A 23495-nucleotide genomic window follows, 5' to 3' on the forward strand; every position below is an offset into this window, starting at 1 on the left:
AATTAAGCAGCGCTATATAAAATAGTAGCGTACCATAAACCCAGGAGCTGTATAGACCATCGAGCAGAGGCTGCCTTAAATTTTCAACGTATCAATAACCGCTCTCAGCGCCGGGGACACGTTGCGGTGCGGATAATAGAGGGAAAGCCCTTCCATCCGCAGGCTGTAGCGCTGTAAGACGCGTATAAGCGTGCCACGCTCCAGATCGTCAGCCACCAGCTCAACCGGGACATAGGCCAGCCCGAGTTCCAACCGGGCCGCTTCGGCCTCCATGTAGCTGTCGGAAAAGGCCCATTGCCCCTCAGGCCGGTGCGTAACTCGCTTCCCGTCCTGAACAAGCTCCCATTGATAGTGGTTACCGTCGGCAAACTGGTAGGCAATGCAGGGATGAGCGTCCAGATCGGCGGGCGTCTGCGGGAAACCATAGCGCCGAAAATGCGCCGGGGCGGCAACCACAGCCATCTCCATATCGGACGTGATGCGCACCGCAATCATTCCTTGTCCCACCTCCGGCCCCAGCCGGACGCCCGCGTCGAATCGCTCGGCAATGATATCCACGAACAGGCTCTCATTCATCAATTCCAGACGGATATCCGGGTAACGCTGTTTGAAGATAGCGAGCTTTGGCAGCAGACATTTCTCGATGGCGTGCTGGCTGGCATTAATGCGCACCGTGCCGGACGGCGTCTGACGATAATGCGCCAGTCTGGTCAACCCGGTATCAAGCGCATCAAAGGCGGAGCCGGCGGTCTGGTAAAGCTGTTCCCCGGCGTGTGTCAGCGACAGCTTGCGCGTAGTGCGCACCAGAAGCTGAACGCCCAGCCGCTCCTCCAGCTCGCGAACCGATCGGCTGATGCCGGATTGCGCCAGCCCGAGCCGCTGTGCGGCTGCCGTGAAGCTTCCCTCCCGCACCACCTGGATAAAGAGATACAGCTCATTATAGTTTTCCCGCTTCGCCATCATGCCTCGTCAATTCATAACAAAATGATATTAATCCTAGCAGCTTCAGGCCTCTAATCAGCACTATTTCTGCTAACTATAATGGCCTCATTACAACAACACACGGTACCTCTTATGAGAACATTCACCCAAAAACTGTCCGTTGCGCTGCTGTTATGCGCATCATTAAGTGGAGTGACAACAATGAGTTATGCAGAAACGCTAAATCCTAACGCCCCCGTTTCGATGGTGACAACCTGGGATAAAACCTTCGCCGAGAGCAATAAAGTCAACCACCGCAAAGTGACGTTCCAGAACCGGTACGGGATCACCCTGGTGGGCGATCTGTACATTCCCAGGAACAACGGCGACCATAAACTGGCGGCGATAGCTGTCAGTGGGCCGTTCGGCGCGGTTAAAGAACAATCTAGCGGTCTGTACGCCCAGACTCTGGCTGAGCAGGGGTTCGTGGCCCTGGCCTTCGACCCATCCTACACGGGGGAAAGTGGCGGCCAGCCGCGTAACGTTGCCTCCCCTGACATCAACACCGAAGACTTTAGCGCCGCTGTGGATTTCCTGGGGTTACAGAAAGAGGTCGACCGTAACCGTATCGGCATTCTTGGTATCTGCGGCTGGGGCGGTATGGCGCTGAACGCGGCATCCATGGATACCCGCGTGAAGGCGGTCGCCACCAGCGTAATGTACGATATGAGCCGCGCGATGGGTCACGGCGTGGGCAACGGGAAAGATCGCTATTCAGCGGCCGATCGTCGGGCCGTATTGCAGTATCTGAACGCGCAGCGCTGGAAAGATGCTGAAAGCGGCACTTTCGCCCATGGCGGCCACGATATTAATGTCGATGAGAATGGCAAGGTGACGGCGGCCGAGCGCATTCTGCCGGAAGCACTGCCCACCGATCCGCATCCGGTACTGAAAGAGTTCTATGATTACTACCGTATGCCGCGCGGTTTCCATGCCCGTTCCGTAAACTCCACCGGCGCGTGGACTGCGACCATGCCGTTATCCTTTATGAATATGCCGCTGCTGAGCTATGCCGGGGAGATCACTATCCCAACGCTGATTGTGACCGGTGAAAACGCACACTCTCGTTATTTTGCGGAGGATGCGTTCAAGGCCGTCGGCAGCAAAGAGAAAGAGCTGGTGATTGTTCCCGGTGCAAACCATGTAGATCTCTACGATAACGTCGCAGGAAAAATCCCGTTCGCGCAGTTTGAGCAGTTCTTCAAAACCAGTCTGAAATAACACTCTAAGCCCCCGGAAATCACGGGGGCATCTCTTCTCATCGTCGTGAATGACACCTATGTCTACACTGAATCAAATCCCATCCCGCTACAGCGAGCATGCACACTGGGACGGTATTTTTGCCCGTCAGTCTGCTCGTGGCATTAGCAATAAGGCATTATATTAACAGGGTTATTTTATTTAATTACAAAACCTCGAATACCTCCAGTTGAAATAATAATTAAGCAATATCCTGGTCAGTCGGCGACATCGCTTTGTTAGCTTGAGAAGTCAGGCAAAGCTCAAACTGGAGGTATTCTTTGCTGATTAAATTAAAGAAAGAACGAACGCATCAGGAGGATCGTCGTCTTGCACTCTGGCTGGCGACCTCCGCGGGACTGCTGAATGCCATTGCGCTGGGCGCGTTCGGCTTTTTCCCCTCTCATATGACGGGTAATACATCGCAGTTATCCAGCGAAGTTTCCTCCACCGATCTCAGTGATATTCTTTTTTTTGGCGCCATTATTCTGTCGTTTGTCACTGGCGCCATTGTTGCGCGGATTATTGTTATCTGGGGAATTATCCATAACGTCAGGCTGATATTCAGCCAGGTTTTATTTGTTGAAGGACTGTTACTCGCCGGGGTCTCCCTTTATGAAATGTATTTTCACTCCTTCGCCACGAATAAAGAGATTATTCTTTTCCTGTGCGGTTTGATGGGAATTCATAACTCCACCTCAACTCAGCTTTCCGGCGGTCGGGTGAGATCCACGCACATTACCGGTACGCTGACCGATGCCGGCATTTCGCTGGCCTCCGTTATGGTCGCCATGTTGCGCCGGGATTATTCCAAAGACACGGCCGCGCAAAAGAGCCAGCTCAAAACCCATTTAACCACCCTTTTCTCGTTTATTACCGGCGGGATTGCGGGGCTAATCCTCTTCAGAGAGTTTGGATTCCACGCGATGCTGGCACTGGGCCTGATGCTGGTGTTTATCGCCGCCTTTTCAATCGTTCGTATCTCGTGGCGCGTTCGAAAGGTACGCGCCGCGCTTAGTCGATAGGGTGATCAGCACGCCTCAAGTGACGTTGTCACTTGAGGCGTGCTTCTTTAAGACTATTCTGCCTTCCCACTGACAGCCCTTACGCCATAAGGCTTAACTCAGGTTGTCACTAATTTCATAGGGTTACTGTTTTACCCCCTTTGCTGGAACCCTTCCGTTTCGCTTGCTATAGGTGAAGTACCCCTGCCGAAACATGGCATAACAACAGGCAACCGCAACAGGTGGTTGCTATAACGCATGCGCACAGGGAGACACACCGCAATGCACCCATTACTTAAACGTTCGCTGCTTTTTGTCGGCGCGATTATCGTGGTCCTCGCTCTCCTCACCTGGGGAATTGGACTGGAGACGATTAAGGCGCGCCAGGTTGACCTGATTTACCTCGGGCAACAGCACCTGATTCTGGTCTTTTCATCAATGTTCTTTGCCCTGCTGGTGGGTATTCCAAGCGGGATTCTGCTGAGCCGTCCGGCCGCGCGTGGTATCGCCGAATATGTGATGCAAATCTTTAACGTGGGCAACACCCTGCCGCCGCTGGCCGTTCTGGCACTGGCGATGGTGGTGATTGGCATCGGTGATAAACCGGCCATTATCGCCCTCTTTCTGGCCTCTCTGCTGCCGATTGTGCGTAACACCTATGCCGGGCTGTGCTCTGTTCCCGCGTCGTTGCTGGAAGCGGCAAACGGTATCGGCATGACCAAATGGCAGCGCCTGCGTCAGGTTGAGATCCCTAACGCGTGGCCGGTGATGCTTTCTGGTATTCGCATTGCCACTGCGATTAACGTCGGTACCGCACCGCTGGCATTCCTGATTGGCGCCAGCAGCTACGGCGAGCTGATTTTCCCGGGGATCTATCTGAATGATTTCCCGACGCTGATCCTGGGCGCGGCGGCCACCGCCCTGTTCGCCCTGATTCTGGATACGCTGCTGGCGGCACTGGGCCGATTACTGAGCCCGCATCTCGCGCGATAATTATAACAAGGAGCTTCTATGAGACTGTTTTCTGGGCTGACGGCGCTATGCGCCGCCGCGCTCTTCACCAGCCAGGCGCTCGCCGCGCCGCTGATCCTGGCCACCAAGAGCTTTACCGAGCAGCACATTCTCTCGGCCATGACCGTACAGTATCTGCAAAAGAAAGGATTTCAGGTGCAGCCGCAGACTAATATTGCGACGGTGATTTCCCGTAACGCGATGATTAACAAGCAGATTGATATGACCTGGGAGTACACCGGCACGTCGCTGATCATCTTCAACCATATCAACAAACGCATGTCGCCGCAGGAGTCATACGAGACGGTGAAACGCCTCGACGCAAAGCACGGTCTGGTGTGGCTTAAACCTGCCGATATGAACAATACCTATGCCTTTGCCATGCAGCGCAAGCGCGCCGAGGCTGAACATATCAATACCATGTCTGAGATGGTGGCAAAGATTGAGCAGATCCGTAAAACCGATCCAGATAACAACTGGCTGCTGGGCCTTGACCTGGAATTTGCCGGGCGTAGCGACGGGATGAAACCGTTGCAGGCGGCCTACAACATGGAGCTGGACCGCCCGCAGATCCGCCAGATGGATCCGGGGCTGGTCTATAACGCGGTGCGCGACGGGTTTGTCGATGCCGGGCTGATCTACACCACCGACGGGCGCGTGAAGGGCTTCGATCTTAAAGTGCTGGAAGACGATAAAGGCTTCTTCCCGAGTTACGCCGTGACGCCAGTTGTTCGAAAAGACACGCTGGAGGCTAACCCGGGGCTGGAGGAGGCGCTGAACACCCTCTCAGCCCAGCTCAACAACGACGTTATCACCGAACTGAATAAGAAGGTGGATATCGACCATCAGTCACCGCAGCAGGTCGCCCGTGATTTCCTGCGTAGCAAACAGTTGCTGTAGGAGGCGCTATGGAGACGATTCACTATATTCTCGACAACTGGGACTATCTCTTAACCCTGACGCTGCAACACCTCTGGCTGGTGGCACTCGCCGTGGGCCTGGCGATTGTTATTGGCGTGCCGCTGGGTATTTTAATTGTCCGCCATAAATGGCTGGCAACGCCGGTGCTGGGGATTGCCACCATTGTGCTCACCATCCCGTCAATTGCGCTTTTCGGCCTGATGATCCCGCTCTTTTCGCTGATCGGTCAGGGCATTGGCGCCCTGCCCGCGATTACGGCGGTGTTCCTCTATTCACTGCTGCCGATTGTGCGCAACACCCACACGGCGCTCGACAGCCTGCCACCCGGCCTGCGCGAAGCGGGACGCGGCATCGGCATGACCTTCTGGCAGCGTCTGCGCTGGGTGGAAATCCCAATGGCGCTGCCGGTCATTTTTGGCGGCATCCGCACCGCCGTGGTGATGAACATCGGCGTCATGGCGATTGCTGCCGTGATTGGCGCGGGCGGTCTGGGCCTGCTGCTGCTTAACGGTATTGGCGGGAGTGATATTCGTATGTTAATTGCGGGCGCGCTGATGATTTGTCTTTTAGCGATTGTGCTCGACTGGTTGCTGCACCGTTTGCAGGTGGTACTGACTCCGAAGGGGATTCGATAATGATAAAACTGGAAAACCTCACCAAACAATTTTCACAGAAGCACGGCCAGACGTTTAAGGCCGTCGACAACGTCAACCTGAACGTGCCTGAAGGGGAAATGTGCGTGCTGCTCGGCCCGTCCGGCTGCGGGAAAACCACTACCCTGAAGATGATTAACCGTCTCATTACGCCAAGCAGCGGGACGATCCTGATTAACGGCGAAGACACCAGCGGGATGGACACCGTGACCCTGCGCCGCAACATTGGCTACGTGATCCAGCAGATTGGCCTGTTCCCGAACATGACTATCGAAGAGAACATTACCGTCGTGCCGCGCATGCTGGGCTGGGACAAAGCGCGCTGTAAATCCCGTGCCGAGGAGCTGATGGATATGGTGGCAATGGATCCACATAAATTCCTTCACCGCTATCCGCGCGAAATGTCCGGCGGTCAGCAGCAGCGTATCGGCGTCATCCGCGCGCTGGCAGCGGATCCTCCAGTCCTGCTGATGGATGAACCATTCGGCGCGGTTGACCCGATTAACCGTGAGGTGATCCAGAACCAGTTCCTGGAGATGCAGCGCAAGCTGAAAAAGACCGTGATGCTGGTGAGCCACGATATTGACGAAGCGCTGAAGCTGGGCGACCGTATTGCCGTCTTCCGTCAGGGGCGTATTGTTCAGTGCGCCAGCCCGGACGAGCTGCTGGCGAAACCCGCCAATGAGTTTGTCGGCTCGTTTGTTGGTCAGGACCGGACGTTGAAACGCCTGCTGCTGGTATCCGCGGGCGACGTCACCGACCAGCAGCCGACGATTACGGTACGCGAATCGACGCCGCTGCCAGAGGCCTTCGCCACCATGGATGACAACGATATTCGCGCCATTACCGTGGTTGATGATCTCGGCAAACCGCTGGGCTTTGTGAAGCGCCGCGAAGCGCGTAATGCCAGCGGCAGCTGCGGTGATATTCTGCATCCGTTCCGCATGACAGGTAAGGCCGAGGATAACCTGCGCGTGGTGCTTTCTCGCCTGTATGAGAGCAACACCAGCTGGATGCCGATTGTGGACGAGGACGGACGCTATAACGGCGAGATATCCCAGGATTATATTGCGGAGTATTTGAGTTCCGGGCGTACGCGCCGGGCATTGAATATTCATAGCGAGAGTTAAGCATTCAGGCCGGGTACTGCCCGGCCTTTTTCCGCACGCATACCTTTTGCTAACCTCACGTTTTCCCGCCACAATATCGTATCGTCCCCGTTAATCACGACTTCATGCAACGTCTTCACGCTTACCCCGACATCCGCGCGATGTTTCGCCGTCTCCTGATTGCTACTGTCACCGGCGTGCTGGCAGCGCTGGCCGTTGCGGTGTTCCGCCACAGCATGTATCTGCTGGAGTGGTTGTTTCTCAGCAACGAAAGCGGAAGCCTGGTGAACGCCGCTGCCGCGTTATCGCCCTGGCGGCGGGCGCTGACGCCTGCGCTGGGTGGTCTGGCCGCGGGAGTGCTACTGTGGGGATGGCAGCGCATGACGGCACAACGTCCCCACGCCCCCACCGATTATATGGAGGCGCTGGAGACGGGTGATGGCCAGTTTGATTACGGCGCCAGCCTGGTGAAATCCCTCGCCTCGTTGCTGGTGGTCGCCAGCGGCAGCGCCATCGGCCGGGAAGGCGCCATGATCCTGCTTGCCGCCCTCGCTGCCTCCTTTTTTGCACAACGTTGTACGCCGAAATCCGAATGGAAACTGTGGATCGCCTGCGGTGCCGCCGCCGGGATGGCCAGCGCCTATCATGCCCCGCTGGCGGGCAGCCTGTTTATCGCAGAGATCCTGTTTGGCACGCTGATGCTGGCCTCCCTCGGCCCGGTGGTGATTGCCGCTGTGGTGGCCCTGCTGACCACGCGCCTGTTAAGTCCCGGCGCGAATACACTTTATGATGTCCATCTCAGCGAGATGCTTACGGCGGTGGATTATTTCCTGATCGTTGGCGTGGGTCTGCTGGCTGGGCTGTGCGGCCCGCTTTTGATGTGGCTAATGGCTTTCAGTCATTCTCTGTTTCTGCGTCTCAAACTCTCACCGCCGTGGCAGCTGGCACTGGGGGGGCTGATCGTCGGGCTGCTGTCGCTGCTGACGCCGAAGGTATGGGGGAATGGCTACAGCGTGGTTCAGGCGTTTTTGCAGTCGCCGCCGCTGCTGTCGGTAATTGCCGGCGTCTTTATCTGCAAGCTCCTGGCGGTGCTGGCAAGCAGCGGGTCCGGCGCACCGGGAGGCGTGTTTACGCCAACCTTGTTCGTTGGTATGGCAACGGGAATGCTGTTTGCGCAGATCTTTGCGCTGTGGTTTCCTGGCTCTGAGACGGCGATCCTGCTTGGGCTGGCAGGAATGGCGACGCTGCTCGCCGCCACAACGCATGCGCCAATCATGTCGGCCTTGATGGTATGTGAGATGACCGGGCAGTATTTTTTACTTCCCGGTTTGCTGGTTGCCTGTGTTGTGGCGTCGGTATTGTCGAGAACGCTACGCCACGACTCGATCTACGGCCAGCATACCGCCGAAAGCCGAGAGATCGATATAGTGCGCTAATTCGCGCTGCTCGGCGCGGGGCAGATAAGGCAGTTCGCCTACCAACGGGCCAGGCAGCTTTTTGCTCAGCACGTCGATGATTTCTGCGTAGTGCGCAAGGCCCGGGTTAATACGGTTCGCCACCCAACCAATCAGTGTCAGGCCGTCATTAGCGATAGCCTGCGCCGTCAGCAAGGCATGGTTGATGCACCCTTCCTGAATGCCCACGACCATAATCACCGGCAGCTGCTCCTGCACCACCCACTCGGAAAGGGGACGTAAATCGTTCATCAGGCTGCGCCAGCCACCGGTCCCTTCAACGACAACGTGATCAACCTTTTCACTCAGATTTGCCAGGCCATCAGAAAGCAGACTGTAGTTGATAAGCCCACTGTGAGCGACGCTGCTTTCCTCTTCGCTTAACGCGATGGGATTGACGGCATCATAAGGCAGTTCCAGAGACGAGACGCTTTGCAGAACCAGGGCGTCCTTATTGCGCAGCCCTTCTGGCGTCTCTTTACTGCCTTTTGCTACCGGCTTGTATCCTGCAACGCGTTTACCGCTTGCCGCCAGGGCCTGAAGTAACGCGCGGGATACGACGGTCTTCCCGACAGACGTATCCGTACCAGTAATAAAGAAACGCTTAAGCATGACTCATTCCACCTCTTGGGTATGCTTCAAAAAATATAAACCAGGTAAATAATTCAGTGGGGAAAGTCTACGGGAAGCGTGCGCTACCCGGCTTGAGATAGCGCAATTTTTCGTACATCTATGGAAAAGAGTTAGCCCTGAAGCAAACGAATCAGTAACGAGCCGTTGTACATCGCATCTTTTACCAGCGCGGCGCCAGCCATCGTACCCTGGTTGGAAAATTGCGTACTTTCCACCACGATGTTTTTACTGTACGCGGGAAGCGCCTGCTGGTTGATGCAGGCGGAAATCGCCGGAAAGAGGATATCCGCCGCCTGGCTGAGCGGGGAGCCGATCAGTATTTTTTGCGGGTTAAACAGGTTCACCATAATGGCCAGAATGCGCCCGACATTAGTGCCCACGCCGGTAATGATGTCCTTCGCCAGCAGATCGCCCTGCCTTGCCGCAGTGCACAATGCCTCGACGCTCAACGGTTGACCGTGCAGCGTGGAGCTCATTGACTGGCTGAGCCGCACCTGCGCCAGCTCCAGCACGCTTTCGACGCTGGCAATCGTTTCCAGACAACCATGATTACCGCAGTAGCAGCGTTTTCCGTACGGATCGACCTGCGTATGGCCAATCTCCACCAGGCTACTGCTGCCAGCATGCAACAGACGCCCGTCGGTGATCACACCTGCGCCAACGTTGTGATCAATCACCACCTGAATCACGTCTCGCGCGCCCCGGGAAGCGCCAAATAACGCCTCCGCCATCGTCCAGGCGCTGATATCATGCTGAATGTAGACCGGTACACCGGTGTGGTTTTCCAGCACGTCGCCCAGCGGCATCTCTTTGACGTTTTCATAAAACGGCATGCGGTGCACAATGCCATTTTCGGTATCAATAATTCCCGGCAGGGTGATCGCAATCGCCGTTAAACGTTCAAGGCGCTGCTGGTGACGAATAAAGAACTGGTCGATGTGGGTCAGAATGGCATCGAGGAGTGGTTGCTCTGCATCGAGCGGGAGTTCCAGCCGGTCTTCCACCACCAGCTTGCTGCTGAGGTCGCGCAGCGCGAGGAAGATTTCCCCGCGGCTAATTCGCAGCGACAGGTAGTGCCAGGCTTCCGTTTCCACCACCAGCCCTACCGCCGGACGGCCACGGCTGCCCGGCTCCTGAATTTCTGTCTCCTGAACCAGATGGGCTTCCAGCATTTCGCGGACAATCTTGGTAATACTGGCGGGTGCCAGTTGTGCCAGGCGCGAAAGATCGATACGCGAAACCGGACCCAGCTGATCAATCAGGCGATAAACGGCGCCCGCGTTGGTCTGCTTGATCTGATCGATATGCCCTGGCTGACTATCAGCAACCACCTCGTACTCCCTTATTTTCGAGCTTCGAAATAAACTGAGGGCTATGGTGAAGCACTTCAATGGCTGACGTCAAATTTTTACTTAGCCATGTGATTTACTGCACATTTTCGCCCGCTTTTCCCTATAAATAACGCCCGTGAGAAGCGGTAATTAATTGTTCTTTGAAACGCTGTGCCGCATGGCTCTGTTCATGATGTTTAGACCACACCAGCCACATCTCCGAGACCGCATCCTGCTCGGCTATCTTCACCCAGCGCATTTCCGGCAGTTGTACCCGTTTAAACGAGGCCGGAAGAATCGACACGCCAAGCCCTGCGGCAACGAGACCAATGATCGTCATGGCTTCCCCCACTTCCTGCGCGATAGTCGGGACAAGGCCATATCGCCGCATCAGACCAAGAATATCGTCATACAATCCGGTACCCACCTGTGGGTCAAAAAAGACAAAGGGTTCTTTCGCCAGTTCAGCCAGCGTGACGCTATGCTGCGCGGCGAGCGGGTGATCCCGGGGGATCATCGCCATCAGCGGTTCGCGGAGGATCACCTGCCACGCCACGGTATCAGGCAACTGCGTGTTACGCATTAGGCCCAGGTCGAGCGATCCTTCATTAAGCGGCGATATTTGCTCCCGGGTATTTATTTCGCGCATCTGAATATGCACATCCGGAAAGTTACTGCGAAACGAGGATAGCGTTTGTGAAACAGCGCTGATGAAGGGGGCCGACGAGGTAAACCCGATGCGCAGCTCTCCCGTCTCCCCGAGATGAAGCCGTTCCGCTCTGGCGGCGGCGTCCACCACCATACTCAGGATCTGTCGGCTATCGGCGAGAAACTGTTTTCCCGCCGCCGTCAGGCTCACGCTGCGGTTGGTTCGCGCCAGCAAACGCGCCCCAACCTGCTGCTCAAGGATCTGGATCTGTTGGCTCAGCGGTGGCTGGGAGATATTCAGCCTTGCCGCAGCACGACCAAAATGGAGCTCTTCGGCGACGGCGACAAAATAGCGCAGATGGCGCAGCTCGATATTCATATTTTTAAAGTATCATTTGAGATTATTAATATATTAGACAGATTATTTACATTTTCCTACCCTAATCTTGTGGTCATACCCGTCACCAGAAACCACGGGGAAGTTTAAGCAAGGATTATGTGTGAGCCGTACAACGACCGTTGATATCGCGCCGGCCAGCGACATTGATGATTTACCCGCAGTACCGCAGCCGGTTCAGTTTATAAAACGTGGTACCCCCCAGTTTATGCGCGTCACGCTGGCGCTCTTTTCAGCAGGTCTCGCCACTTTCGCCCTGCTCTACTGCGTTCAGCCGATCCTGCCGGTCCTGTCGCATGAATTTGGCGTGTCGCCAGCCAGCAGCAGTATTTCGCTCTCCATTTCAACCGGGATGCTGGCGATCGGTCTGCTGTTCACCGGGCCACTTTCAGATGCCATCGGGCGTAAGCAGGTCATGGTAACGGCGTTAATGCTGGCCTCCGTGTGTACCTTGCTGTCCACCATGATGACCAGCTGGCACGGCATTCTGGTCATGCGCGCGCTGATTGGGTTATCCCTCAGCGGCGTGGCGGCGGTCGGGATGACCTATCTCAGCGAGGAGATCCAACCGAGTTTCGTGGCCTTCTCCATGGGGCTGTACATTAGCGGGAACTCTATCGGCGGGATGAGCGGACGCCTGCTCAGCGGTGTGTTTACCGATTTCTTTAACTGGCGCATTGCGCTGGCCGTAATCGGCTGCTTCGCCCTCGCTTCGGCGCTAATGTTCTGGAAAATCCTGCCGGAATCGCGCCATTTCCGCCCGACTTCCCTGCGTCCGAAAACACTGTTTATCAACTTCCGTCTGCACTGGCGCGACAAAGGTTTGCCGCGACTATTTCTGATGGGATTCCTGCTGATGGGGTCATTTGTCACGCTGTTTAACTATATTGGCTACCGGCTGATGCTTTCACCTTGGCATCTTAGCCAGGCATTGGTGGGTTTGCTCTCTGTGGCGTATCTCACCGGAACATGGAGTTCGCCAAAAGCGGGCGCCATGACCGCGCGCTTCGGCCGTGGTCCGGTGATGCTGGTATCCACCGCCGTGATGCTGTTCGGACTGCTGATGACGCTTTTCTCTTCCCTGTGGCTGATTTTTGCCGGAATGCTGCTCTTCTCTGCGGGCTTCTTTGCCGCGCATTCCGTTGCCAGCAGCTGGATTGGCCCACGCGCGCGCCGCGCTAAAGGTCAGGCTTCGTCACTGTATCTGTTCAGTTACTATCTCGGTTCCAGCATAGCCGGTACGCTCGGCGGGGTGTTCTGGCATAACTACGGCTGGAACGGCGTGGGCGGATTTATCGCGCTGATGTTGTGTGCGGCACTGCTGGTGGGCGCGAGCCTGCATAAACGACTGCATTAACATTCAGCCCTCTTCGTGTTTAAATCGAGCCGATGCTAATTTTTGTCATCGGCTGATTCAGACACGAGGACTTCATGAAAAACAATAACTATCAACAACTCACCCGCACCTTCCAGCGTCTCTCCCGCTTCTCTCACCTCTCCTCCATCGCCAGCTGGGACATGTTTACCATGATGCCGCCCGGCGGCAGCGCCGCGCGCGGTGAAGCGCTGGCGGAGATGAGCGTCCTGCAACATCAGATCCTGACCGATAAAAAAGTGGGTGAATGGCTGGCGACGGCGGCAGAAGAAGATCTGAACGACGTTGAGCAGGCCAACCTGCGTGAAATGACGCGCCACTACCAGCAGGCCACTTTACTGCCGGAATCGCTGGTGGAGGCCAAATCGCTGGCGGGCAGCAGGTGTGAACACGCCTGGCGTACTCAGCGTCCGGCCAACGACTGGCAGGGCTTTTCAGCCAACCTGAAAGAGGTGGTGAAGCTCAGTCGTGAAGAGGCCCGCCTGCGCGCCGAGGCTAAAGGCTGCACGCCTTACGACGCGCTGCTGGATATCTTTGAACCCGACATGTCCAGCGCTCGCCTGGATGTGCTGTTCGGCGATCTGAAGTCCTGGCTGCCGGAGCTGCTGGCAAAGGTTGTGGAAAAACAGGCTCAACGATCGTTCGTTCCGCCACAGGGTCCCTTCCCCACCGCCACCCAGCGCGAGCTGGGCCTGGAAGCGATGAAAATGCTTGGCTTCGATTTTAACGGCGGTCGTCTGGACGTTAGCGCCCACCCGTTCTGCGGCGGCGTTCCGGAAGATGTGCGTATCACCACGCGTTACGATGAAGACGAGTTGCTCAGCGCGCTTTTCGGCGTGATCCACGAAACCGGACATGCCCGCTACGAGCAAAACCTTCCGCGAGCGTGGGCCGGCCAGCCCGTTGCGCTGGCGCGCTCTACGGCGATCCATGAATCCCAAAGTCTGTTCTTTGAAATGCAGCTGGGCCGCAGTGAGGCTTTCCTGAAGCATCTGCTTCCGGCGGTCCATGCCCGTTTCGGCAGCCAGGCGGCATTCAGTGAAGATAATTTTATTGCCTGGAATCAGCGCGTGAAACCGGGCTACATCCGCGTTGATGCAGATGAAGTGAGCTATCCGGCGCATGTGGTATTGCGCTATGAGATTGAGCGCGCGCTGATCAATGGCGAAATTGAAGTGGATGATATCCCCGCGTTATGGGATGAGAAAATGCAGGCCTGGCTTGGATTATCCACCAAAGATAACTACCGCAACGGCTGTATGCAGGACATCCACTGGACCGACGGCGGTTTTGGCTACTTCCCGTCTTACACGCTGGGGGCTATGTATGCGGCACAGCTGTTCCATGCCGCCAAAACTGCGCTGCCCGGGTTGCAGGCATCCATTGCCGGGGGCGACTTCTCGGCGCTGTTTGACTGGCTGCGTCAGAATATCTGGCAGCACGGCAGCCGTTTCAGCACGTCGCAGCTCATCACCCAGGCCACAGGTGAAGATCTGAATATCCGCTACTTCCGCGAACACCTGACGTCCCGCTACCTGTAAACGAACGCGCCGGGGGCCACCCCGGCGTTGTACATACGGTTACACACCGATACCAATCACTCACGGAAACCCCGAATTTACAGGGATATAGTTATTTCAACGGCCCCGCAGTGGGGTTAAATGAAAAACCAAATTCGAGGGTATGAAAATGAAAAAAGTATTAGCTCTGGTTGTTGCCGCTGCTATGGGTCTTTCTTCCGCTGCATTCGCGGCTGAAACTACCGCCACCGCAGCGCCTGCGGCATCCACCGCTGCTCCGGCCAAAACGGTTCACCATAAAAAACATCACAAAGCGGCTAAACCAGCGGCAGCACAGAAAGCGCAGGCCGCGAAAAAGCACCACAAAAAAGCGGCAAAACCTGCGGTAGAGCAGAAAGCCCAGGCGGCTAAAAAGCATCACAAAAAAGCGGCAAAACACGAAGCGGCTAAACCTGCTGCACAGCCAGCAGCGTAAGAGTACAAGCTTAACCGTGCCCTTCGGGGCACGTTGGTAAACCGGCGCTGAACGGGATTGCGGTCAGCGCCGTTTTTTTATCCGGAGGGCGTATGCTGCGGCGCTATCGGTTTGAGTTCATTCTTATCCTGCTAATTTTATGCGCGCTCATCGCCAGCCACTTTTATCTTTCCTGAATGTAGCACGCTGATTTTACTCCCACTTTCTCGCCGTCGCGTCTATAGTATTTTCATAGGGTTCACTTTTAATAATCATAATTACCCCCACCAGAGTGTGATATGCGTAAATCTGTTGTGCTGTTACTGGGAACGTTTAGCCTTTTTGCTGGCTTTTCACATGCGGATGAGGGCGACGATGACGCCATCAGCGCCAAAGAGGTAAAGACGCTGTTTTTTGGTCATGACGATCGTACGCGTGTCACCGATCCTACCGAAGCGCCCTGGGATGCCATCGGGCAACTGGAAACCGCCAGCGGCAATCTATGTACCGCAACTCTCATAACGCCACGCCTTGCGCTTACGGCGGGTCATTGCCTGTTAATGCCGCCCGAAGGCAAACCGGATAAAGCGATCGCCCTGCGCTTTGTCTCGCAGAAAGGGATTTGGCGCTACGAAATTCACGGTATTGAGGGGCGGGTGGATCCGTCGCTCGGGAAACGCCTGAAACCGGATGGCGATGGCTGGATTGTGCCGCCCGGGGCGGCATCCTGGGATTTCGGGCTGATCGTTTTACGTTATCCGCCGTCCGGGATCGCTCCGCTACCGCTCTTTGATGGTGACAAAGACGCGCTCACCGCCGCCCTGAAAGCCGCCGATCGAAAAGTGACGCAGTCAGGCTACCCTGTTGATCACCTCGATTCGCTGTACACCCATACGGACTGCGTGGTGACGGGCTGGGCGCAAAACAGCGTGCTTTCGCATCAGTGCGATACGCTACCGGGTGATAGCGGATCGCCCCTGATGTTAAAAACCGTTAACGGCTGGCAACTGATTGGCGTTCAGAGTTCTGCTCCGGCAGCGAAAGACCGCTGGCGCGCCGATAACCGAGCGTTAGCGGTGACCGGTTTTCGCGACCGGCTGGAAGCCCTGGCGCAGCAGTAGGTCACTCAGGCCAGTTTAATCATGATCATGCCAGCGAGCAGTAATACCAGCCCTATCCAGCCTTTATGGTTTAAACGCTGCCCGAACATAATCCAGCCTGCCGCCAGGGTGGCGGCAATACCGAAGCCGCCCCACAGCGCGTAGGCCACGGAAAGATCGATGCCTTTCACCGCCTGTGACAGAGCGCTAAACGCCCCCAGAACCGCGGCAATCGATAACAGGCCGTAGGCTTTGCGACGAAAACCGTCGGAGAACTTCAGAAAGACGTTCGCAATAATTTCCAGAACGATGGCGAAAGCCAGCCAGGCCGCGTGGATCCATTCAAACTGCTGCATGGGTCTGCTCCTTCTGCTGTTTTGCCGGTTTGCGCGTACCCGATTTAATCAGCACGATACCTGCCACCAGGGTCGTCAGCCCGGCAATTTTCATTGTCGTCAGGGTTTCATCAAATATCATGACGCTGAACAGCGTAATCAATAAAATACCAACACCTTCCCACAAAGCGTATGCCACGCCCAGCGCGATTTTTTTAACCGCGAAAGAGAGGAATATATAGGAAAGCGTAATCATGACCAGCATCAAAATAAATCCGGTGCTGCCATCACTCACGCTCGCCCATTTCATCGACAAGGTGCCGGTAATTTCAGCAACGATAGCCAGAGCTAATAAAATCCAGTAAAACATGTTTTTCTCCTGCTTGAGAATATAATCCATCGAGGCTCGCTGCGAACAGCAAACCAAAAAAGTGGGAATTAAATCAGTTAGCTAAGCGCATAGCGCCAGCTCAGGCAGAAGACGTGACTATAGCGCGGAACGCCAGTGTTGTTCACCGGAAAGCGTGCAGAGGGAGGTAGAAAACAGAGCAGAGTTGTTTGAAAAATACGTCCTGAACAAATTGTCCATAAAATTACAATTATCCGCGGTGTTGCTTCTCGTCTTTGCGGATGAAAATTGTCCTCAGTAGTTGAACACGCCTGATTTGTATCATAAGCCAGGAATTTACTCAAAGCCTTTTCATTTCTTTACCCAGTCTGTTTGATTTTGGTTAGTTTTTTTAATCCGCTTTCCCCTCTATTATAAATAAAAAACTGTTCAGGAACGTCCATGGCCAAACCCATTATCACCCTCAACGGGCTTAAGATCGTCATCATGCTGGGCATGCTGGTGATCATTCTGACCGGCGTTCGTTTTGCGGCCGATATCATCGTGCCCTTTATCCTGGCGCTTTTTATCGCGGTGATCCTCAATCCACTGGTGCAGCGAATGGTGCGGCTGCGCATCCCGCGTGTGCTGGCGATAAGCCTGCTTATCAGTATTATTATCGTTGCGATGGTGCTGTTAGTCGCCTATCTGGGAACCTCCCTGAACGAGCTGGCGCGGACGCTGCCGACATACCGCTCTTCCCTCGCGACCCCGCTGCTGCACATTGAACCCTGGCTGCAACGCGCGGGTATCGAAGTCTCGGTTGAGGAACTGCTTAAATACATCGATCCGAATGCCGCCATGACGATTGTCACCAGCCTGCTGGCACAGCTCTCCAACGCCATGACCTCGATTTTCCTGCTGTTCCTGACGGTTGTGTTTATGCTGCTGGAAGTTCCACAGCTGCCTGCAAAACTCCAGCACATCATGGTGCGTCCGGTAGAGGGAATGGGTGCTATTCAGCGCGCGCTCGACAGCGTTTCACGCTATCTGGTGCTGAAAACGGCCATCAGCCTGGTGACGGGATTAGTGGTCTGGGGGATGCTCGCCGCGCTGGATGTGCGTTTTGCCTTCGTCTGGGGACTGCTGGCCTTTGCGCTCAACTATATTCCTAACATCGGCTCCGTGCTGGCGGCGATCCCCCCTATCCTTCAGGTGCTGGTTTTCAGCGGTTTGTATGATGCCCTGATTCTGCTGGCAGGTTATCTGGTGATTAACCTTGTCTTCGGGAACATTCTCGAACCACGGATAATGGGACGCGGGCTGGGGCTTTCAACTCTTGTTGTGTTCCTGTCCCTGATTTTCTGGGGCTGGCTGCTCGGGCCTGTCGGCATGCTGCTTTCCGTTCCGCTGACAATTATTGTCAAAATTGGCCTGGAGCAGACCGCCGGTGGACAAAGTATCGCTGTACTGCTGAGCGACATGAGCCATAAGGCCGATTAATTGTCCATCGACAGCATAGGCTTGCCCGTTCTTCCCGCTTCGCGGTAGTTGCCCACTGCCCGCTGCCATTCCGACAGCGGGTAGAGGGTAACATCGCTGCACTGGCTGGCGCGCAGTTTAGGCCAGATGCGCCGAAACTCCGCCTGCCACGCCTCAGCGCTCAGCGCGTCCAGATAGTTACGAATGTGAAACCACGCCACGCGCGGCAACGGCCGCTGCTGCCGGAAGGTCTGCCCGGAGAGTAGCCCGTAGCAGACAAAGGTACCGGTTTCGGGCATCACGCTCAGGATCGCCTCCGCCAGGCTGCCGCCCGTGGCGTCGTACACCACCTCCGCTTGCGCGGCGGCAGCGTTGACGGCGGCCGTATCATCTTGCGCAATCGGGACGATCCCCATTTCAGCCAGACGTTGAGCGTGCACGGGCGAGCGATGGATCCCGTAAACCGCCTCTGCACCCGCCTGGCGTGCCCATTGCCCGAGCAGAACGGCGCAGTCAGAACCGGCAGCGGTGAGCAGCACCGTTTTCCCGATCGGAGGATAGCGGTCCAGCATCATCTGAGCGGCAAGCGGGTTGATATACGCCCGCGCGGCAAGAAGCGAGTCGATGTCGTCCGGGACGGGAACCGCATACGCCACCGGGCAGTCGACATAGCGCTGCCAGGTTCCCTGCCCCCGTAACGGCAGAACCCGCTTGCCCAGCAGCGCCGGGTAAGCGGCGGGCGTTTCGGTCACTATTCCGACCCCTTCATAACCGGCTATTGCGGGCAGCGGCGTGCGATGGCGATATGCCCCGGTGATGGGGATGAGATCGGAGGCGTTCACCGGAGAAAAAAGCATGCGCACACGTATCTCTCCCGGCTGTCGCGGTGACAATGGTGTGGTTTCCGCTTGCAGTACCGATTCAGGCTCACCAAACCGGCGATACCAGAGGGCCAGATTACGCATTGCGATCGCGCCATCCCATTTCCGGTGCGACATGTTTCAGGATGGACTCGATCACATGTGCGTTGTATTCCACGCCCAGCTGATTCGGCACGGTAAGCAACAGCGTATCCGCTTCCGCGATCGCTTCATCCTTTCTCAACTGTTCAATCAGCTTGTCTGGCTCTGCGGCATAGCTGCGTCCGAAAATGGCCCGCGTTTTCTCATCCAGATAGCCAACGCTGTCGCTCTCATTGCGGCTTGAACCGAAATACATCCGGTCGCGATCGTCCATCAGGGCAAAAATACTGCGGCTGACCGAAACGCGTGGCTGACGGGTATGCCCTGCCTCGGCCCAGGCCTGTCGGTAGGCACGGATCTGTTTTGCCTGCTGAATATGGAACGGCTCGCCGGTTTCATCATCTTTCAGCGTTGAGCTTTGCAGGTTCATCCCCAGTTTTGCCGCCCATACTGCCGTTGCATTGGAGCCAGCCCCCCACCAGATACGATCGCGTAAGCCCTCTGAATGCGGCTCCAGACGCAACAATCCCGGCGGGTTTGGGAACATCGGCTGTGGGTTAGGCTTCGCAAACCCTTCACCGCGTAATACATCAAGCAGTACCTCAGTGTGGCGGCGCGCCATATCAGATTCGTTTTCCCCGTCCTGCGGCACGTAACCAAAATAACGCCAACCATCAATCACCTGCTCCGGGGAGCCCCGGCTGATACCAAGCTGTAATCGCCCGCCGGAGATGAGATCTGCCGCGCCAGCATCTTCCGCCATATACAGCGGATTCTCGTACCGCATGTCGATCACGCCCGTACCGATTTCGATGCGTTTGGTTTTCGCGCCTATCGCAGCCAGCAAGGGGAATGGCGAACTGAGCTGGCGGGCAAAGTGGTGCACGCGGAAATAAGCACCGTCCGCGCCCAGCTCTTCAGCGGCGACAGCCAGATCGATGGACTGTAGCAGCGTGTCAGCTGCGGTTTGCGTGCCGGACTGGGAAGACGGCGTCCAGTGACCAAACGACAAAAATCCGATCTTTTTCATAGTGGAGTATCCTGATAAAGCATTGCGTTATCCCTACTCTACGCATTAACCGATGAGAATAAATGGTGATTATTTAACGGAATGCTTCAAATAAACTGACAGAAATACGCAAATCGCACGCTGCCTTCCCGCAGAGGAGGCATTCTCCTGGCATCTCAAAATGGGATATAGTGTGAACTGTTCTCTTTTTTAACAGGTAACATCAGCAATGGCTCTGATCCCCAAAAACTACGCACGGCTGGAAAGCGGCTACCGTGAAAAAGCGCTAAAAATTTACCCGTGGGTCTGTGGACGCTGCTCGCGGGAGTTTGTGTATTCGAATCTTCGTGAACTCACGGTCCATCATATCGACCACGATCACACCAATAATCCGGAAGATGGCAGTAACTGGGAGTTGTTGTGCCTGTTTTGCCATGACCACGAACACTCAAAGTACACCGAAGCGGATCAGTATGGCACCACCGTTGTCGCAGGTGAGGATGCGCAAAAAGACGTGGGTGTCGCCACGTTTAACCCCTTTGCCGATCTCAAGGCGATGATGAACAAGAAGAAGTAATATCGGCGGCTTTACTGCCCATACCTGCCGTATGGGCAGTCAGAAAGATAAAGGTAATGTATTCCAGTCACAGATTGAACAAGGAGACGGCCTTAATATCGGCTTCAGGATTCACGCGTTTTACAGCCTCTAAAAACGCAGCAAAGTTTTGATTAAACACCGTCAGATTATTATAAAATTGCACCTGTTTTTCACGGGTTCCCTCAAGATAGCTCACAGACCAGATCCGCCTGTTATTTACCACCGTCGAGCCCGGCTTAATTTTTACGATAGCCGCCAGCTCAATTTTACGGGTGACGCTATTTATGACCTCGTATAAATACTGCTCATCATAAAAGTAGGTTTTACCTGACGATCCGCCAAACCAGGAAGGATGGGTAGAGATTTTTTTCATTCCCCGGCTGTCGGCAACGATGCGCTTTGGATGCCGAATACGCCTGATGAAAAAGCGCATCAGCATAATCAGTGCCGTGAAAGACAGCACCACGAAAATAAAATTAATGCTCTCCCGCATATTTCGTTACCTGCCACGCATAACTCAAAGTGGCGAAGTATAGCGTAGCCCGGTAGCTCAGGGAACGTACGCGATGCAATCGCAGATGGAACGGGAAATGCTCTTATCTCGCCACGCAACATGATGTGCGGATCTCCTCACGGTTAAGCGTTATTAACAATTGCTGCTAAGTTGTAAGTTTCTCCTTGCCGGACAGGACAAATCAGTTATCGTGCCAGGCAACTTTTTCAGCAATAAAAAACAGTGGGATGCGCTATGGCGATTTTTGATGGTCACAATGACCTGTTGCTTAATTTATGGCTTCATCATCGCCAGGATCCGGTAACGGCCTTCTTCTCCGGCATTGAGAACGGACACCTCGATTATCCGCGCATGCAGCAAGGCGGATTTTCCGGCGGGCTGTTCGCGCTGTTCGTGCCGCCGCAGGAGTATATCGCCCGCATGGCGCCGCACTACGCCAGCGAGCCGTGGCAACCGATCGACATTCTCTGGCAGCAGTTGACGATCCTCAAGCAGCTTGTCGCACACTCCGATGGACGGGCGCGATTGTGCCTGAGCGCGGCAGATATCGAACGCTGCCGTCAGGATAAGGTGCTGGCGATGGTGGCGCATATTGAGGGTGCGGGCGGTTTTGACGGCGAGGGTGGCGATCTACAGGCTTTCTATGCCGCTGGCGTGCGCAGCATTGGGCTTTTCTGGAACATTGCTAACCGTTTTGGCACCGGCGTTAACGGGGCGTTTCCCGGCAGCCCGGACAGCGGCCCAGGGCTTACCGCAGAGGGTATCGCCCTCATCAAGCACGCTAACGCCCTGAACATGCTGATTGACGTTTCTCACATGAATGAAAAGGCGTTCTGGGATACTGCTCGTCATTCCTCTTCACCGCTGGTCGCCACCCATTCCAACGCCCATACGCTGTGCCCGCAACCGCGTAATCTGACCGATCGGCAACTGCTGGCTATCCGCGACAGCGGCGGCGTGGCAGGGGTCAATTTCGGCAACGCATTTCTGCGCGCCGACGGTAAACGCGATAGCGATACCCCGCTGAGCACAATCGTTCGCCATATCGACTATCTTATTAACATCATGGGCGAAGATCATGTTGCGCTGGGCTCCGATTTTGACGGCATCACGTTACCTGATGATTTGCATGATGTGAGTGGTTTACCGCGGCTAATCAGCGCGTTGCGTGACAGCGGCTATGATCAATTTGTGCTGAATAAGCTGCTGTGGGGCAACTGGCAAAAGGTATTGCAAAATGTTTGGCAACAATAGGTTACGTTGTAAACATTACGTTAATTCCTTACATCTTTCGGGTTGAGCTTTGCCCCACTGTGACGCATTATTTGATGACCATCACAAAACTGGCACAAACAATGGTGTTGGTGCTGCATTTTTAAAGAGGAAAAAACGATGTGGAAGAAACCTGCTTTTATTGATTTACGTCTTGGCCTGGAAGTGACGCTGTACATTTCCAACCGCTAATCGCTCAGCCCGCCATCCGTGCGGGCATTTTTGTTTTACTACCTGGCCTATCTTCATGTTTATTAAAGTCCTCGGTTCCGCCGCCGGCGGCGGTTTCCCTCAGTGGAACTGTAATTGCGCCAACTGTCAGGGTTTGCGCAACGGTACCCTTCAGGCGACCCCCCGCACCCAGTCGTCGATCATCGTCAGCGATAACGGCGAAGAGTGGATACTGTGTAACGCCTCGCCCGATATCAGCCAGCAGATTGCCCATACGCCAGAACTGAATAAGAAAGAGGTTCTGCGCGGCACGCATATTGGCGGCATTATTCTCACCGACAGCCAGATTGACCACACCACCGGGCTGCTCAGCCTGCGCGAAGGGTGTCCGCATCAGGTATGGTGTACGCCGGAGGTGCATGAAGATCTTTCCAGCGGATTCCCGATTTTTACCATGCTCCGGCACTGGAACGGCGGCCTGATTCATCATCCGATCGCACCGCTCGCCGCCTTTAGCGTGGAAGCCTGCCCTGATTTGCAGTTTACCGCTGTCCCCATCGCCAGTAACGCACCGCCCTATTCGCCGTGGCGCGACCGCCCGCTGCCGGGGCATAACGTGGCGCTGTTTATCGAAAACCGCCGCAACGGTCAGACGCTGTTCTACGCGCCGGGTCTCGGTGAACCCGATGCCGCCATCCTGCCGTGGCTTAAAAAAGCGGACTGTCTGCTGATTGACGGCACAGTCTGGCAGGACGATGAACTGCAGGCCGCTGGCGTCGGGCGCAATACCGGCCGCGATATGGGCCATCTGGCGCTCGGCGATGAACACGGCATGATGGCGCTGCTGGCCTCACTGCCGGCAAAGCGCAAGATTCTGATTCACATTAATAACACTAACCCGATCCTTAACGAGCAGTCGCCGCAGCGTCACGCCCTCACGCAGCAGGGAATTGAAGTGAGCTGGGACGGGATGACCATCACGCTTCAGGACTAA

26 protein-coding genes are annotated in these 23495 nt (G+C 55.5%); 17 read left to right on the forward strand and 9 right to left on the reverse strand.

What is annotated here, in order from left to right; genetic code table 11:
• Window positions 1-75 precede the first annotated feature (75 nt).
• Window positions 76-960 carry a LysR family transcriptional regulator gene (locus L350_RS16290; RefSeq protein WP_032624333.1) on the reverse strand — a complete coding sequence of 295 codons (885 nt, stop codon included), beginning with the start codon at window positions 958-960 and terminating at the stop codon, window positions 76-78.
• Between the two features lie 114 nt (window positions 961-1074).
• On the opposite strand from L350_RS16290, the gene L350_RS16285 reads away from it, so the two are divergent.
• The 7 genes from L350_RS16285 (at window position 1075) to clcB (ending at window position 8354) form a co-directional block, all read left to right on the forward strand.
• Window positions 1075-2202, forward strand: coding sequence for an alpha/beta hydrolase (locus L350_RS16285; RefSeq protein ID WP_071993621.1), 1128 nt, complete (start codon window positions 1075-1077; stop codon window positions 2200-2202).
• 299 nt (window positions 2203-2501) lie between these two features.
• On the forward strand, window positions 2502-3245 hold the full coding sequence (locus tag L350_RS16280) for a YoaK family protein (protein WP_032624335.1): 744 nt from the start codon (window positions 2502-2504) through the stop codon (window positions 3243-3245).
• A gap of 261 nt (window positions 3246-3506) precedes the next feature.
• Entirely contained in the window at window positions 3507-4217 is a 711-nt protein-coding gene (osmY, locus tag L350_RS16275) for an osmoprotectant ABC transporter permease OsmY (protein ID WP_003857442.1), read from the forward strand.
• Between the two features lie 18 nt (window positions 4218-4235).
• A complete protein-coding gene (osmX, locus tag L350_RS16270) occupies window positions 4236-5135 on the forward strand; it encodes an osmoprotectant ABC transporter substrate-binding protein OsmX (protein WP_017694085.1) in 900 nt (299 codons plus the stop codon).
• 8 nt (window positions 5136-5143) lie between these two features.
• The gene (gene osmW, locus L350_RS16265) at window positions 5144-5791 is read left to right on the forward strand and encodes an osmoprotectant ABC transporter permease OsmW (RefSeq protein WP_022647970.1); all 648 of its coding nucleotides are present in this window, start codon (window positions 5144-5146) and stop codon (window positions 5789-5791) included.
• The gene (gene osmV, locus L350_RS16260) at window positions 5791-6939 is read left to right on the forward strand and encodes an osmoprotectant ABC transporter ATP-binding protein OsmV (RefSeq protein WP_022647969.1); all 1149 of its coding nucleotides are present in this window, start codon (window positions 5791-5793) and stop codon (window positions 6937-6939) included. The genes osmW and osmV overlap by 1 nt, the downstream gene beginning before the upstream one ends.
• Window positions 6940-7043: 104 nt before the next feature.
• Window positions 7044-8354: a voltage-gated ClC-type chloride channel ClcB gene (clcB, locus tag L350_RS16255; RefSeq protein WP_023299996.1), complete on the forward strand. Its 1311-nt coding sequence runs from the start codon at window positions 7044-7046 to the stop codon at window positions 8352-8354.
• Here clcB and bioD read toward each other — a convergent pair.
• The 3 genes from bioD to L350_RS16240 form a co-directional block, all read right to left on the reverse strand.
• On the reverse strand, window positions 8289-8984 hold the full coding sequence (gene bioD / locus L350_RS16250; protein ID WP_032624336.1) for a dethiobiotin synthase: 696 nt from the start codon (window positions 8982-8984) through the stop codon (window positions 8289-8291). The genes clcB and bioD overlap by 66 nt on opposite strands.
• A gap of 131 nt (window positions 8985-9115) precedes the next feature.
• The gene (gene mlc / locus L350_RS16245; RefSeq protein ID WP_032624337.1) at window positions 9116-10336 is read right to left on the reverse strand and encodes a sugar metabolism global transcriptional regulator Mlc; all 1221 of its coding nucleotides are present in this window, start codon (window positions 10334-10336) and stop codon (window positions 9116-9118) included.
• Between the two features lie 121 nt (window positions 10337-10457).
• A complete protein-coding gene (locus L350_RS16240) occupies window positions 10458-11363 on the reverse strand; it encodes a LysR family transcriptional regulator (protein ID WP_032624338.1) in 906 nt (301 codons plus the stop codon).
• A gap of 121 nt (window positions 11364-11484) precedes the next feature.
• Between L350_RS16240 and L350_RS16235 the strand changes: the two genes are divergently transcribed.
• From L350_RS16235 to L350_RS16220, 5 genes are all read left to right on the forward strand, one after another.
• On the forward strand, window positions 11485-12738 hold the full coding sequence (locus L350_RS16235) for an MFS transporter (protein ID WP_032624339.1): 1254 nt from the start codon (window positions 11485-11487) through the stop codon (window positions 12736-12738).
• A gap of 74 nt (window positions 12739-12812) precedes the next feature.
• Window positions 12813-14297 carry a carboxypeptidase M32 gene (locus L350_RS16230; RefSeq protein WP_032624340.1) on the forward strand — a complete coding sequence of 495 codons (1485 nt, stop codon included), beginning with the start codon at window positions 12813-12815 and terminating at the stop codon, window positions 14295-14297.
• A gap of 148 nt (window positions 14298-14445) precedes the next feature.
• The gene (gene asr, locus L350_RS16225) at window positions 14446-14751 is read left to right on the forward strand and encodes an acid resistance repetitive basic protein Asr (RefSeq protein ID WP_022647962.1); all 306 of its coding nucleotides are present in this window, start codon (window positions 14446-14448) and stop codon (window positions 14749-14751) included.
• 92 nt (window positions 14752-14843) lie between these two features.
• Window positions 14844-14927, forward strand: coding sequence for a small membrane protein YdgU (locus L350_RS24855; RefSeq protein ID WP_057979992.1), 84 nt, complete (start codon window positions 14844-14846; stop codon window positions 14925-14927).
• A gap of 102 nt (window positions 14928-15029) precedes the next feature.
• Window positions 15030-15851 carry a trypsin-like serine peptidase gene (locus L350_RS16220; RefSeq protein ID WP_023299991.1) on the forward strand — a complete coding sequence of 274 codons (822 nt, stop codon included), beginning with the start codon at window positions 15030-15032 and terminating at the stop codon, window positions 15849-15851.
• A 5-nt stretch (window positions 15852-15856) separates the two neighbouring features.
• On the opposite strand, the gene mdtI is transcribed toward L350_RS16220, so the two are convergent.
• Window positions 15857-16186: a multidrug/spermidine efflux SMR transporter subunit MdtI gene (mdtI, locus tag L350_RS16215; RefSeq protein WP_022647960.1), complete on the reverse strand. Its 330-nt coding sequence runs from the start codon at window positions 16184-16186 to the stop codon at window positions 15857-15859.
• Window positions 16173-16535 (reverse strand): multidrug/spermidine efflux SMR transporter subunit MdtJ, encoded by a 363-nt coding sequence (mdtJ, locus tag L350_RS16210; RefSeq protein ID WP_032624865.1) that lies wholly within the window; start codon window positions 16533-16535, stop codon window positions 16173-16175. The genes mdtI and mdtJ overlap by 14 nt, the downstream gene beginning before the upstream one ends.
• 420 nt (window positions 16536-16955) lie before the next feature.
• On the opposite strand from mdtJ, the gene L350_RS16205 reads away from it, so the two are divergent.
• On the forward strand, window positions 16956-17996 hold the full coding sequence (locus L350_RS16205) for an AI-2E family transporter (protein WP_032624341.1): 1041 nt from the start codon (window positions 16956-16958) through the stop codon (window positions 17994-17996).
• On the opposite strand, the gene L350_RS16200 is transcribed toward L350_RS16205, so the two are convergent.
• Together L350_RS16200 and L350_RS16195 are read right to left on the reverse strand one after the other, a co-directional pair.
• Window positions 17993-18940 (reverse strand): zinc-dependent alcohol dehydrogenase family protein, encoded by a 948-nt coding sequence (locus L350_RS16200; protein WP_032622195.1) that lies wholly within the window; start codon window positions 18938-18940, stop codon window positions 17993-17995. The two genes, L350_RS16205 and L350_RS16200, sit on opposite strands and share 4 nt — an antisense overlap.
• Window positions 18933-19967 (reverse strand): LLM class flavin-dependent oxidoreductase, encoded by a 1035-nt coding sequence (locus L350_RS16195; RefSeq protein WP_023299989.1) that lies wholly within the window; start codon window positions 19965-19967, stop codon window positions 18933-18935. The genes L350_RS16200 and L350_RS16195 overlap by 8 nt, the downstream gene beginning before the upstream one ends.
• 208 nt (window positions 19968-20175) lie before the next feature.
• On the opposite strand from L350_RS16195, the gene yajD reads away from it, so the two are divergent.
• On the forward strand, window positions 20176-20523 hold the full coding sequence (gene yajD, locus L350_RS16190) for an HNH nuclease YajD (RefSeq protein WP_006808895.1): 348 nt from the start codon (window positions 20176-20178) through the stop codon (window positions 20521-20523).
• Between the two features lie 67 nt (window positions 20524-20590).
• On the opposite strand, the gene L350_RS16185 is transcribed toward yajD, so the two are convergent.
• Window positions 20591-21037 carry a hypothetical protein gene (locus L350_RS16185; protein WP_032624342.1) on the reverse strand — a complete coding sequence of 149 codons (447 nt, stop codon included), beginning with the start codon at window positions 21035-21037 and terminating at the stop codon, window positions 20591-20593.
• A gap of 255 nt (window positions 21038-21292) precedes the next feature.
• Between L350_RS16185 and L350_RS16180 the strand changes: the two genes are divergently transcribed.
• From L350_RS16180 to pqqB, 3 genes are all read left to right on the forward strand, one after another.
• Window positions 21293-22312, forward strand: coding sequence for a dipeptidase (locus L350_RS16180; protein ID WP_023299988.1), 1020 nt, complete (start codon window positions 21293-21295; stop codon window positions 22310-22312).
• A gap of 138 nt (window positions 22313-22450) precedes the next feature.
• A complete protein-coding gene (gene pqqA, locus L350_RS23085; RefSeq protein ID WP_002905689.1) occupies window positions 22451-22522 on the forward strand; it encodes a pyrroloquinoline quinone precursor peptide PqqA in 72 nt (23 codons plus the stop codon).
• A 55-nt stretch (window positions 22523-22577) separates the two neighbouring features.
• Complete coding sequence (pqqB, locus tag L350_RS16175) at window positions 22578-23495, forward strand: pyrroloquinoline quinone biosynthesis protein PqqB (protein WP_023299987.1); 918 nt, start codon at window positions 22578-22580, stop codon at window positions 23493-23495.

Origin of the sequence: Enterobacter sp. MGH 4 (assembly GCF_000534735.1) — a bacterium.
Lineage (GTDB): Bacteria > Pseudomonadota > Gammaproteobacteria > Enterobacterales > Enterobacteriaceae > Enterobacter > Enterobacter intestinihominis.